The organism is Pseudomonas frederiksbergensis (assembly GCF_001952935.1).
In the GTDB taxonomy this organism is placed as follows: domain Bacteria; phylum Pseudomonadota; class Gammaproteobacteria; order Pseudomonadales; family Pseudomonadaceae; genus Aquipseudomonas; species Aquipseudomonas frederiksbergensis.
This window is the reverse complement of record NZ_CP018319.1, coordinates 3196048-3208824: the sequence shown is the minus strand read 5'-3', so window position 1 is coordinate 3208824 and position 12777 is coordinate 3196048. Positions and strand designations below refer to the sequence as shown.

At 60.4% G+C, this 12777-nt stretch carries 12 protein-coding genes; 5 read left to right on the top strand and 7 right to left on the bottom strand.

Translation table 11 applies throughout. The features are described 5' to 3' along the window. Genes PFAS1_RS14865 through PFAS1_RS14855 form a run of 3 tightly spaced genes read right to left on the bottom strand, consistent with a single transcriptional unit; the run spans position 1 to position 1677 of the window. Positions 1 to 591: an LON peptidase substrate-binding domain-containing protein gene (locus tag PFAS1_RS14865; protein WP_076029619.1), complete on the bottom strand. Its 591-nt coding sequence runs from the start codon at positions 589 to 591 to the stop codon at positions 1 to 3. A gap of 10 nt (positions 592 to 601) precedes the next feature. After that, positions 602 to 1318: an LrgB family protein gene (locus PFAS1_RS14860; RefSeq protein ID WP_074871207.1), complete on the bottom strand. Its 717-nt coding sequence runs from the start codon at positions 1316 to 1318 to the stop codon at positions 602 to 604. After that, a complete protein-coding gene (locus tag PFAS1_RS14855) occupies positions 1315 to 1677 on the bottom strand; it encodes a CidA/LrgA family protein (protein WP_076029618.1) in 363 nt (120 codons plus the stop codon). Before PFAS1_RS14855 ends, PFAS1_RS14860 begins: the two co-directional genes overlap by 4 nt. A 196-nt stretch (positions 1678 to 1873) precedes the next feature. Between PFAS1_RS14855 and PFAS1_RS14850 the strand changes: the two genes are divergently transcribed. From PFAS1_RS14850 to PFAS1_RS14840, 3 genes are all read left to right on the top strand, one after another. Next, positions 1874 to 2329: a MaoC family dehydratase gene (locus PFAS1_RS14850; protein ID WP_074871210.1), complete on the top strand. Its 456-nt coding sequence runs from the start codon at positions 1874 to 1876 to the stop codon at positions 2327 to 2329. A gap of 112 nt (positions 2330 to 2441) precedes the next feature. After that, complete coding sequence (locus PFAS1_RS14845; protein WP_076029617.1) at positions 2442 to 4160, top strand: C13 family peptidase; 1719 nt, start codon at positions 2442 to 2444, stop codon at positions 4158 to 4160. A 27-nt stretch (positions 4161 to 4187) separates the two neighbouring features. Next, positions 4188 to 4829 (top strand): oxidoreductase, encoded by a 642-nt coding sequence (locus PFAS1_RS14840; protein ID WP_076029616.1) that lies wholly within the window; start codon positions 4188 to 4190, stop codon positions 4827 to 4829. A gap of 127 nt (positions 4830 to 4956) precedes the next feature. Here the strand turns inward: PFAS1_RS14840 and PFAS1_RS14835 are convergent, their stop codons facing one another. From PFAS1_RS14835 to PFAS1_RS14820, 4 genes are all read right to left on the bottom strand, one after another. Continuing rightward, entirely contained in the window at positions 4957 to 5241 is a 285-nt protein-coding gene (locus tag PFAS1_RS14835) for a YceK/YidQ family lipoprotein (RefSeq protein ID WP_074871215.1), read from the bottom strand. Further along, positions 5234 to 5866 (bottom strand): flavin prenyltransferase UbiX, encoded by a 633-nt coding sequence (gene ubiX, locus PFAS1_RS14830; RefSeq protein WP_074871217.1) that lies wholly within the window; start codon positions 5864 to 5866, stop codon positions 5234 to 5236. The genes PFAS1_RS14835 and ubiX overlap by 8 nt, the downstream gene beginning before the upstream one ends. Then, positions 5863 to 7212, bottom strand: coding sequence for a UDP-N-acetylmuramate:L-alanyl-gamma-D-glutamyl-meso-diaminopimelate ligase (gene mpl / locus PFAS1_RS14825; protein WP_076029615.1), 1350 nt, complete (start codon positions 7210 to 7212; stop codon positions 5863 to 5865). Before mpl ends, ubiX begins: the two co-directional genes overlap by 4 nt. Before the next feature lie 195 nt (positions 7213 to 7407). After that, positions 7408 to 9321: a sigma-54-dependent Fis family transcriptional regulator gene (locus tag PFAS1_RS14820; RefSeq protein ID WP_076029614.1), complete on the bottom strand. Its 1914-nt coding sequence runs from the start codon at positions 9319 to 9321 to the stop codon at positions 7408 to 7410. Positions 9322 to 9687: 366 nt separating this feature from the next. Here PFAS1_RS14820 and exaC point away from each other — a divergent pair, with 366 nt between their 5' ends. Together exaC and eat are read left to right on the top strand one after the other, a co-directional pair. Then, complete coding sequence (exaC, locus tag PFAS1_RS14815) at positions 9688 to 11208, top strand: acetaldehyde dehydrogenase ExaC (RefSeq protein WP_076029613.1); 1521 nt, start codon at positions 9688 to 9690, stop codon at positions 11206 to 11208. Positions 11209 to 11324: 116 nt separating this feature from the next. Further along, entirely contained in the window at positions 11325 to 12773 is a 1449-nt protein-coding gene (gene eat / locus PFAS1_RS14810; protein ID WP_074871226.1) for an ethanolamine permease, read from the top strand. Positions 12774 to 12777: the final 4 nt, after the last annotated feature.

The following is a 12777-nucleotide window of genomic DNA, read 5'->3' as shown; positions in this document are numbered from 1 at the left end:
CTAGGCAAACAACTCGCCTTGCAACTCATCCAGCAGCGCCTGAATCGCATCCAGTCGCTGCTGCGGATCATCGAGTTGCAGCAGGTCGATCTTGTCCACTTCGGCAAACGGCAACAGGTACGCCAACTGATTGGCCAGCGACTGCTGCCCGGTTGCTTCGGTGCCCATGTTCAACGCTTCGACCATCGGGTGTTCGGCCAAGGCTTTGAGCAGCGCAACCAGGTCGGCGTCCTCGTCTTGCAGCGGTTGTTCAGGTTCGTCCTCCAGCCACTCGACCTCGGCGACGGTCAGCTGATCGCGCTGAATTTCGGTACTCAACACGTGGAAGCGCCGTCCGCCCTGCACCCGAATGCCCAGCAAGCCATTGTCCTGCTGTTTGAAATCAGTGATCAGCGCCTCGCACCCGACCAGCGCGTAGCCCGCCGGCGCGATGCCGACTTCTTCGCCGTCGAGGATGCACACCACGCCAAAGCCGCCGCCCTGCTTCATGCAGCGACTGATCATGTCCAGGTAGCGCGCCTCGAAAATTTGCAAATCGAGGATGCAACCAGGGAACAACACCGTATTCAGCGGAAAAAGCGGCAAGCTCATAGACATTTCCTTACACCACCATCGACACCGCCAACGGCAGCAAAACCGCCGTGGCCACGCCCATCAGACTCATCGCCAGCGCCGCAAAGGCGCCGCACTCTTCATTTTCCTGCATTGCCACCGCCGTGCCGACCGCGTGGGCGGTCATGCCCAGCGCCATGCCGCGTGCCTCGGGGCTGTGCACGCCCAGCCGGGTCAAAAGACTCGGCCCGAAGATCGCCCCGATCACTCCGGTAATCAACACGAACACCGCCGCCAGCGCCGCAACGCCACCGATCTGCTCTGCCACCAGCATGGCAATCGGCGAAGTCACCGACTTCGGCGCCATGGTCATCAGGATCATGTGTTCGGCACCAAACGACCAGCCCAGCAATACGCCCATGCCGGTGGCGACAACACCACCTATCACCAGCGTAGTAAATATCGGCCAGAACAACTGCCGAATGCGTCGCAGATTGAGGTACAGCGGGACCGCCAGCGCCACGGTCGCCGGCCCGAGCAGGATGCTGAGGATTTCGGTGCTCTTGCGGTACTCGGCATAGCTCAGGCCGCAACCCACCACTACGCCGATCACCAGCAGCATCGAGACCAGCACCGGTTGCAGAAAGATCCAGCGGGTTTTCTCGTACGCCGCAAGCACAAGCTGATAAGCGCCCAGCGTAATGCCGATGCCGAACAACGGATGATGAATCACCGACGCCCAGGCGCCGTGCCAGTCGAAGATCATTGGCTGTCCTCACGATGAGCGTGACGCTTGACCATGCGTTGCATCAGCACGCCAGCGAAAGCCATGGACAACAACAGAGACAACACCAGCGCACCGACGATGGCCCAGAAATCTGCGGCAATGTCCTTGGCGTAAACCATCACACCCACGGCCGGTGGCACCAACAACAACGGCAGGTAACGCAGCAGACTGCTGGCTGCGAGGTTCAGCGGCTCGCCGACCTGGCCACGGCTGATCAGGAACACCAACAGCAACAGCAGGCCGACAATCGGCCCCGGCAGTATGGGTAGAAACAAGTGGTTGATGGCTGTGCCCAGCAATTGGAACAGCACCAGCCAGGTCAGGCCACGTAACAACATCCGTCATCTCCCGCCAATCTCATCCCGCACGAACGCGCCGAGCATTATAAGCACGTCAACGCTATAGACCGGCATTCGCCAAAATCATGGTCAGTTGACCGGAGCCATTTGCCATGTTGATCTAAAGTGGTAACTCGGGAGGTCAAATCCCCCCACCTCAAAAACTATAAAACCGATGAACCCAAGGAGAGTCTCAATGCCCTATGTTCCAGTTGCAGAGCTCAAAGATTATGTCGGCAAGGAACTTGGACGTTCCGAATGGCTCACCATCGATCAGGAGCGCATCAACCTGTTCGCCGAAGCCACAGGGGACTTTCAGTTCATCCACGTCGACCCGGTCAAAGCCGCGCAAACGCCATTTGGCAGCACCATTGCCCACGGTTTCCTGTCGCTGTCGCTGATCCCCAAACTGATGGAAGACATCCTGATCCTGCCTGAAGGGGCGAAGATGGTGGTCAACTACGGTCTGGATACCGTGCGTTTCATCCAGCCAGTGAAGGTCAATTCCAGGGTACGACTCAAGGTCGACATGAACGAAGTCATCGAGAAGAAACCCGGCCAATGGCTGCTCAAGGCCACCGCCACGCTTGAGATCGAAGGCTCGGACAAACCGGCCTACATCGCCGAGCCACTGTCCCTCTGTTTCGTGTAACCCATCCCGGATGCGAAGCAGCTCACGCTGTTTCGCGCCCTCTTCTGTTTCCTGGCTATATAAGGTCAAACAGCTGCGGCATACTCGGTCGCCTAATTGCCCGGATCCCGCTATGCGCCCACTTGCACTCCTCGCCCTGACCTTATTGCTCACCGCTTGCGGCGACGGCGAATCGCTGTTGCCCCCCGACGCCCGGTTGCCGGACGGCGGACGCTATCGCGGTGAACTGGTCAACGGATTGCTGCAAGGCCAGGGCCGTATCGATTACCCGAACGGCAGCTGGTACGCCGGCGATTTCGACAAAGGCCTATGGCATGGCCAGGGCGAATGGCACGGCAGTAACGGCGAAGTCTATCGCGGCGGATTCAATCTGGGGCTGTTCGACGGCAAGGGCACACTGACCACCAGCGGCAGCAGCTTCACCGGCAGTTTCAAAGCCGGTCGACGGGACGGCGAAGGCACCCTCAAAGAAAACGGCATGACCTACCGCGGCGAATTCAAGGCCGATCAATATTCAGGGCTCGGTCGTCTCGAACTCGAAGACGGCAGCTCGTACCAGGGCCAGTTCGCCCACGGCAAACCCAACGGCGAAGGCCAACGGGGCGACGCCAGCGGCAATCAGTTCACCGGGCATTTCGTCGACGGTCAGCTCGAAGGCAACGGGACGTTCAACAGCGCCGATGGCGATATATATGTCGGTGGCTTCAAGAACAACCAGTTGCATGGCAAGGGCCGCTACGAGAACGCCGACGGTGATGTCTGGCTCGGTCAATTCAAGGAAGGATCGCTAAACGGCAAGGGCGAGTTGATCGGCGCCGACGGCAGCCATTACATCGGCCAGTTCGTTGACTGGCGCTTCTCCGGCCAAGGTCGATTGAACCTGTCCGACGGCAGCTTCTACATCGGTCAATTCGACGGTGACAGTTATTCTGGGCGCGGCACCCTGGTGCTGACTGACGGCACAGTGCAAAACGGTACGTGGGTCAACGGCCAGCGGGTTCGCGATGCCGATGGCAAGCTGCTGCCGGACAGCCTGGAACTCGGGTTGCTGGCTCAGGGCCGCTTGCTCGACGATGCACTGTCCAGCGTGCCGGCTTCGACGCCGACAGTCGAGTTGTACACCCTGACGCTCGGCGGTGACGGCAAGCAAAGCGTGTTCCTGCGCGAATCCGATTACGTCAGCAACATGCTCAAAAGTCGCTTTAGTGCCGTTGGCCAGATCCGCCTGGTGAACCATCGCGACCACCTCGTCGACCGGCCGATGGCTACCCGTGAAAACCTGCGTCGCGCTGCCGCCGCCCTGGCCGAACGCAGCGGCCCGGAAGACCTGATCTTCATCTACCTGACCAGCCACGGCACCAGCGAACACGAATTTGTGCTCGACCAGCCGCGCATGGAACTGTCCGATCTGCCGGCCGACGAACTCGCCGCAGTTCTCTCGCCGCTGAAAAACCGCGACAAGATCATCGTGATTTCGTCCTGCTACTCAGGCGGCTTCATTCCGGCGCTCAAGGATGAACGCACCCTGATCATGACCGCCTCGCGCGCTGACCGCGTGTCCTTCGGCTGCTCGGAAGAAGCCAACTTCACCTACTTCGGCGACGCGCTGTTCGCCAAGGCACTGAACCAGACCGACGACCTGGAGCACGCCTTCAAACTGGCCAGGGCCACCATCGCAGAGCGCGAACTGGCGGACAGCTTCGAAGCCTCTGAACCGCAGATCTGGGCGCCGAAAACCGTTCTTTCCCACTGGCAGCTGTTGCGCAAGCAACAGGCACGAAAAGCGCTTCAAAGTGTCTCCATCAGCAGCAAGGATGCAAAGAGCAACTAAGCTGAAATGTATCAAGGGGGAAACACTATGTACTTGACGCCTCAGCACGTATTGCTTGCCGGAGCTACCGGGTTGACCGGTGAGCATTTACTTGATCGCCTGCTCAATGAGCCCACGATCTCACGAGTATTGGCGCCCTCACGCCGGCCATTGGCCGAGCATCCCCACCTGGAAAACCCGGTTGGCGACCCGGCGGAGTTTCTGCCGCAATTGAGTGGTCGCGTCGATATCGCCTACTGCTGCCTGGGCACCACCCTCAAGAAGGCCGGCTCGGAACAGGCGTTTCGCGCAGTGGACCTGGACATGGTGGTGGCATTCGCCAAACGTGCACGGGAGATGGGCGCACGGCACCTGATCGTGATCAGTGCCCTGGGCGCCGATCGCAGGTCCCCGATTTTCTACAACAAGGTCAAAGGCGAGATGGAATATGCATTGCGCGCACAGGACTGGCCGCAACTGACCATTTGCCGACCTTCGCTGCTGCTGGGCGAGCGTATGGAACCGCGCATGGCAGAGCAATTCGTCGGGCCTTTGTCGCGCTTGATCCCTGGCAAATACCGCGGCATCGAAGCCTGCCAACTGGCCCGCGCGATGTGGCGGCTGGCGCTGGAAGAGCAGGAAGGGGTGCGGATTGTCGAGTCGGATGAGTTGCGAAAACTCGGCAAGTAAAGCCCTACTAAGATCGTTCCCACGCTCTGCGTGGGAATGCCTCAATGGACGCTCTGCGTCCTTGGGACGCAGAGCGTCCCGGGCTGCATTCCCACGCAGAGCGTGGGAACGATCAGTCAGCGATCAGTCAGAGACCACCCGTAGCCTGAAAACTTACGCCGATCACCGTGAGCACCGACAGCGGCAACAGCAGCGTGTCGAGCAACGCACTGGCCGGCAGGTCAATGCCGGGGTAGCTCGGGGCTTCGGCGCCGAAGCGGTCCATGGCACAGCAGCCGCCATTCAAGGCATACAAATCCAGACGCGTCCCCGAATACACCACGGGCGCTCCCGGCTTGGCGGCATCGAGCGTTCGCGCCGTGGCGCAGCCAGCCAATTGCAGCGCAAGCACAATCGCCAGCAGCTTATTCATCGCTGGTCAGATGATGTTCGCCCCAACGCGGCAGCATGTCCTGGGGAATGTTCAACAGATTGAGAATTCGCGCTACGACGAAATCGATCAAATCGTCGATGGTCTGCGGCTGATGATAAAAACCGGGCGACGCCGGCAAAATCGTCACGCCCATGTTCGACAACTTGAGCATGTTTTCCAGATGGATACTCGAATACGGCGCTTCACGCGGCACCAGAATCAGCTGGCGACGTTCCTTCAAGGTGACGTCGGCGGCACGCTCGATCAGGTTGTTGCAGGCTCCCGTCGCGATGGCCGACAAGGTGCCGGTGGAACACGGCACCACCACCATCGCTGCCGGCGCGCCGGAGCCCGAGGCCACGGGCGACATCCAGTCTTCCTTGCCATACACCCGGATCTGCCCGGCGGCAGCGCCGGTGTATTCGGTGAGGAAGGCCTGCATCATCTGGGTTTTCGGCGGCAAACTCACGTCAGTCTCGGTGGCCATCACCAGTTGCGCAGCCCGGGAGATCATGAAGTGCACTTCGCGGTCTTCACGAATCAGGCAGTCCAACAGGCGCAAACCGTACTGGGCGCCGGAAGCACCGGTCATCGCCAGCGTGATGCGCTCCGGGCCGTTGTTCATTGCAGCGCCTCGGCCAGTTTGCCGTGCAGGCCGCCGAAGCCGCCGTTGCTCATGATCACTACGTGAGTGCCGGGCTGGGCCTGGCTCTTCACGCGCTCGATGATGCCTTCCAGCGAATCGCTGACGATCGACGGCACCGAACACAACGCAGCAGTAGCCCCCAGATCCCAACCGAGGTTGGCCGGCGCATACCAGATCACTTGATCGGCATCGACCACGCTTTCCGGCAAGCCGTCGCGGTGAGCGCCGAGCTTCATCGAGTTGGAGCGCGGCTCGATGATCGCGATCAGCGGTGCATCGCCGATGCGCTTGCGCAGCCCGTCGAGGGTCGTCGCAATAGCCGTCGGATGGTGAGCGAAGTCGTCGTAGATGGTGATGCCACGAACCTCCGCGACTTTCTCCATCCGGCGCTTGACGCTTTTGAAGGCGCTCAGCGCAGCGATGCCCATGGACGGCACAACACCGACGTGGCGCGCCGCAGCCAACGTGGCCAGGGCGTTGGCGACGTTGTGCTGGCCAGTCATGTCCCACTCGACCACACCGTGGGCAACACCTTCGAACATCACTTCAAACTTCGAACCGTCTTCGCTGAGCAGCTTGACCTGCCACTGACCGCCGGCGCCGGTGGTTTGCACCGGGGTCCAGCAGCCCATTTCGATGACACGCAGCAATGCCGGCTCGGTGGTCGGATGAATCACCAGGCCTTCGCTCGGGATGGTTCGTACCAAATGATGGAATTGCCGCTCGATGGCCGGCAAGTCGGGGAAGATGTCAGCATGATCGTATTCAAGATTGTTCAGGATCGCCGTGCGCGGGCGGTAGTGAACGAACTTGGAACGCTTGTCGAAGAACGCGCTGTCGTACTCATCGGCTTCGATCACGAAGAATGGCGTATCACCCAGACGAGCGGACACCGAGAAGTTTTGCGGCACGCCGCCGATCAGGAAACCCGGGCTCATGCCCGCATGTTCCAACACCCAGGCGAGCATGCTGCTGGTGGTGGTTTTGCCGTGGGTACCGGCGACGGCCAGCACCCAGCGACCTTGCAGCACGTGATCCGCCAGCCATTGCGGGCCTGAAACGTACGGCAGGCCTTTGTTCAGCACGTATTCGACAGCCGGGTTGCCGCGGGACATGGCATTGCCGATCACCACCAGATCCGGCGCCGGATCGAGCTGCGCCGGGTCGTAGCCTTGGGTCAACTCAATGCCCTGAGCTTCAAGCTGAGTGCTCATCGGCGGGTAGACGTTAGCATCGGAGCCCGTCACGTGATGGCCCAGCTCTTTGGCCAGAACCGCCATCGAACCCATGAAAGTGCCGCAGATACCAAGAATGTGAATGTGCATTAGTCGACCTCGCAAAACATGGCCGCAGGTTAGCGTAGGGTGGGAAAATTCGCACTCTGTCTTTAATGATCGTCCCCACGCTGATCGTTCCCACGCTCTGCGTGGGAATGCAGCAAGGGATGCTCTGCGTCCCAAAAGCGGACGCGGAACGTCCGGGGAGGCATTCCCACGCGGAGCGTGGGAACGATCAACGGCCTAGCGGGCTATCCCGTGTTTGCGCAGTTTTCTGTAGAGGGTATTGCGGCTGACGCCCAACTGTTCCGCTGTATGAGTCATATGCCAACGCGTCTGTTCCAGCGCATTCAGCAAGGCCAACCGCTCAGCGTCATCCAGCGGATGCTCCGACGACTCTTCAACCGCAACAGCCGGTACCGCCCGAGCCTGACGAATCATCGCCGGCAAATCCTCCAGCCCGATCCGCCCGCCATCACACAACGCCGCCAAAGTCCGCAGCACATTGCGCAACTGCCGCACATTCCCCGGCCACGCGAAACTCAGCAACGCCTGGCGCGCCGGACCATCGATTAAGACGGTTTCCCCGCCCGCCTCTTCGGCCAGCAAAAAGTCGAGTAACTGGGATTTATCACTGCGATCACGCAACGCCGGCAGTGCAACTTCCAGCCCGTTGAGCCGGTAATACAAATCCTCGCGGAAGCTGCCGTCCTGCACCCGCTCCAGCAGATTGCGGTGAGTGGCGCTGATGATCCGTACGTTGACCGACTCCGGCTCACCACCGATCGGCACTACCTGACGATCCTCCAGCACCCTTAATAGCCGGGTCTGCAAAGCCAGGGGCATGTCGCCGATTTCATCGAGGAATAGAGTCCCGCCATCGGCCTGTTGCAACTTGCCGCGCATGCCTTCCTTGCGCGCACCGGTAAAACTGCCGCCGCGATAACCAAACAGTTCGCTCTCGATCAGGCTTTCGGGGATGGCGGCGCAGTTGAGGGCGACGAAGGCTTTTTCTGCTCGCTGGCTGGCCTGGTGAACGGCTTTGGCAAAGGCTTCTTTGCCGGACCCGGTTTCGCCGTTGATCAGAAGCGGTACGTCCCGCTCGAACACACGCAAGGATTTGCGGAAATCTTCCTGCAAGCCCGTGTCACCCAGACAAATGCCCGACAAGCGCGAAGGTTCGGCGATCACCGCACGTTGCACCACCGGCACCGGAATGCTGCGCGGCTGCCCGCGCAACACCGCAAACAGGCTCCGCCCGTCGCGGGTGCGCAACGGCCAGCTGGCGCTGGCATTGACGCTGGCACGGCCGAGCAACTCATCCAGCGAGCAATCGAAAAACGCCTCCACCGGTTTGCCCAGCAACCCACCGCGAATATGCCCCAGCAGGTTCAACGCACTCTGGTTGACCGCACTGATCCGCCCTTCCCCGTCAAACGCCAGCAACCCTTCGCTGAACAGCCCGACAGATTCGGCCTGAAGATGAAAACGCAGCAGCCACTGATTGTCGAAGTAGCGCAGGAAATAGCAGCTCTCGATCATCTTCGCCGAAAGATTGACCAGGGCCATGGTATGGAATTGGCTCTGACGCGAGACCTCGTGCCGCGCCGAGGACACGTCGAGCACTGCCAGCAGTTCGCCATGCGGGTCGAACACCGGGCTCGCCGAGCAGGTCAGGCCGGTGTGACGGCCGCGAAAGTGCTCGTCCTGGTGGATGGTCAGGGACTGACGCTCCACCAGACAGGTGCCAATGCCGTTGGTGCCTTCGCAGGCTTCGCTCCAGTCGGCACCGAGCCAGAGGCCGGCGCGCTCGAAAATCTTCCGCTCGGCAGGCGCGGTGACGCAATTGAGGATCACGCCACGGGCGTCGGTCAGCAGAACCGCGTGGCCAGCGCCGGAGAGCTGCTGATGAAGGCTGGTCATTTCACTGCCGGCGATGTGCAGTACTTGTTGCAAGCGCTCGCGGCTTTCCAGGACGCGACCATGTTCCAGCACCGTCGGCGCCATGGTCAGGGCCGGGTCGAGGTGGTAGTCCTCAAGACAGCGCAGCCAGGAACGGGCAATCGACGGGTCGCTGCCGGGGCCGTGCAGGTGGGTTTTGCCCTGAGTGACGGTCAGGACCTGCTGGGCATGGCGACTCAAATGGTTGTCGTGCATTTCTTATTGTTCTCCCGAGCGGCTTACCCCCCTGTAGGAGCTGAGCTTGCTCCTACAGGTTATGCAGCAGCCATCAAAGGTGCATAGATCGCTATGACTGAGTCATATGGGCTCCGAGCATCCTCCAGCGCGACGCGCATTGCAATGCTGGCGAGACCGACCCGTCACACCTTGCGCCAGAAGCGGTACAAAGTGTCACGGCGACCGTACCGAAACCGTCACAGACGCAGTCCGCCGGTCCGACAAAAACCGCGCAAGGCCTTGATTTACCTGACCTGCAACGCAGTGGCCCGACCTTTGCTCTACGCTTATAGCAGGCGCACATGCGCTCTCCCTTATAAGCACAAAAGCCAAGGAGAAATCACCATGCGTTACGCTCACCCCGGTACTGAAGGCGCTATCGTTTCGTTCAAGAGCAAATACGGTAACTACATCGGCGGCGAGTTCGTCGCGCCTGTCAAAGGTCAGTACTTCACCACTACCTCGCCAGTAAATGGCCAACCGATTGCCGAATTCCCGCGCTCCACGGCCGAAGACATCGAAAAGGCTCTGGACGCTGCCCACGCCGCCGCCGATGCCTGGGGCGCCACGTCCGCCCAGGCTCGCTCGCTGGTGCTGCTGAAAATCGCCGACCGCATCGAACAGAACCTCGAAGTCCTGGCAATCACCGAATCCTGGGACAACGGCAAGGCCGTGCGTGAAACCCTGAACGCCGACATCCCGCTGGCGGCGGACCATTTCCGCTACTTCGCCGGCTGCATCCGCGCCCAGGAAGGCAGCGCCGCCGAAATCGACGGCAACACCGTGGCCTATCACATCCATGAACCGCTGGGCGTGGTCGGGCAGATCATCCCGTGGAACTTCCCGATCCTGATGGCCGCCTGGAAACTCGCCCCGGCCCTGGCGGCTGGTAACTGCGTGGTGCTCAAGCCTGCCGAGCAAACGCCATTGGGCATTACCGTGCTGATGGAGCTGATCGGCGACCTGCTGCCGCCGGGCGTGCTGAACGTGGTACAAGGCTTCGGCAAAGAAGCCGGCGAAGCGCTGGCCACCAGCAAACGCATCGCCAAGATCGCCTTCACCGGCTCGACCCCGGTCGGCTCGCACATCATGAAATGCGCCGCCGAAAACATCATTCCGTCCACCGTGGAGCTGGGTGGCAAGTCGCCGAATATCTTCTTCGAAGACATCATGCAAGCCGAAGAAACCTTCATCGAAAAAGCCGCCGAAGGCCTGGTGCTGGCATTCTTCAACCAGGGCGAAGTCTGCACCTGCCCTTCCCGCGCCTTGGTGCAAGAGTCGATCTACGACGACTTCATGAAAGTCGTGATGAAGAAGGTCCTGTCGATCAAACGTGGCGACCCGCTGGACACCGACACCATGGTCGGCGCCCAGGCGTCCGAGCAGCAATTCGACAAAATCCTGTCGTACCTGGAAATCGCCAAGGGCGAAGGCGCCGAGCTGCTGACCGGCGGCAAGGTGGAAAAACTCGAGGGCAACCTGGCGACCGGGTATTACATCCAGCCGACCCTGCTCAAGGGCACCAATAAAATGCGCGTGTTCCAGGAAGAAATCTTTGGCCCGGTGGTGAGCATCACCACCTTCAAGGACGAAGCCGAAGCCCTGGCCATCGCCAACGACACCGAGTTCGGCCTCGGCGCCGGTCTCTGGACCCGCGACATCAACCGCGCCTACCGCATGGGCCGCGCCATCAAGGCCGGCCGTGTGTGGACCAACTGCTACCACCTGTACCCGGCGCATGCCGCGTTCGGCGGATACAAGAAATCCGGCGTCGGTCGTGAAACCCACAAGATGATGCTCGACCACTATCAGCAGACCAAAAACCTGCTGGTGAGCTACGACATCAATCCGTTGGGCTTCTTCTAAAGCGTCTGTCGCAGGCAAGCCACTCTCCTTGCGGGAGTGAGCTTGCTTGCACCTTAGACCTTCGCGCCCACCCGGCAACCATGCCGGTCAAAAACAATAAGAACAGGTGAACCCCTATGCCTAGCGATCAAGCCAGCGTGCAGCCGGCTACCTCCTCGGTCGACTTTGAAAAAGTCGGCTCCGACTATTTCCAGCAACGGGAACTGAAAAAAGGTGCAGCAGGCTGGGTCCTGCTGGTGGGTCTGGGCGTGGCCTACGTCATCTCCGGCGATTATGCGGGTTGGAACTTCGGACTCGCCCAAGGTGGCTGGGGCGGTATGTTTCTCGCCACGTTGCTGATGGCAACCATGTACCTGTGCATGTGTTTCTCCCTGGCGGAACTGTCTTCCATGATTCCTACCGCGGGTGGCGGCTACGGTTTTGCCCGTAGCGCATTCGGGCCGTGGGGCGGGTTTCTGACCGGGACCGCGATCCTGATCGAATACGCAATCGCCCCGGCGGCGATCGCGGTGTTTATCGGCGCCTATTGCGAATCACTGTTCGGCATCGGCGGCTGGATGATTTACCTGGCGTTCTACATCATCTTTATCGCCATTCACATTTTCGGGGTCGGCGAAGCCCTGAAACTGATGTTCGGTATCACCGCCGTCGCCGCGCTGGCACTGGGCGTGTTCCTGGTGTCAATGGTGCCGCACTTCAATGTCGCCAATCTGCTCGACATCCCGGTGACTGACGCCAAGGGCGCCAGCAGCTTCCTGCCCTTCGGCTACGTCGGCGTGTGGGCGGCAATTCCTTACGCGATCTGGTTCTTTCTCGCTGTCGAAGGCGTGCCGTTGGCAGCAGAAGAAACCAAAAACCCGAAACGCGACCTGCCTCGCGGATTGATCGGCGCCATGCTGGTGCTGGTGAGCTTTGCCCTGCTGATTCTGGTCATCGGGCCAGGCGGTGCTGGCGCCAACGCGCTGCTGACCTCGGGTAATCCGTTGGTCGAAGCATTGAGCAAGGCCTATGGCGGCTCGACCTGGATGGGCCACTTCGTCAATCTGGTGGGCCTGGCGGGTCTGATCGCCAGTTTCTTCTCGATCATCTATGCCTATTCGCGGCAGATCTTCGCGTTGTCCCGCGCTGGCTACTTGCCACGCAAACTGTCCGAGACCAACAAAAGCAAGGCCCCCGTACTGGCGCTGATTATTCCCGGCATCATCGGTTTCGGCTTGTCGCTGACCGGTCAGGGCGACCTGCTGATTCTGGTAGCGGTGTTCGGTGCGACCATTTCCTACGTCCTGATGATGGCGGCGCATATCACACTGCGCATTCGACGCCCCAAAATGGATCGGCCATACCGCACACCCGGCGGTATCTTCACCTCGGGTGTAGCGTTGGTGTTGGCTTGCATCGCCGTGGTGGCGGGTTTTCTGGTAGACCCACGCGTGGTGATTGGCGCGGCGATCATCTATGGAGTGTTAATTGCTTACTTTGCTTTCTACAGTCGGCATCACTTGGTAGCAGGTACGCCCGAAGAAGAATTCGCGGCCATTCAGAACGCTGAAAAAGCCCTGCACTAACGGC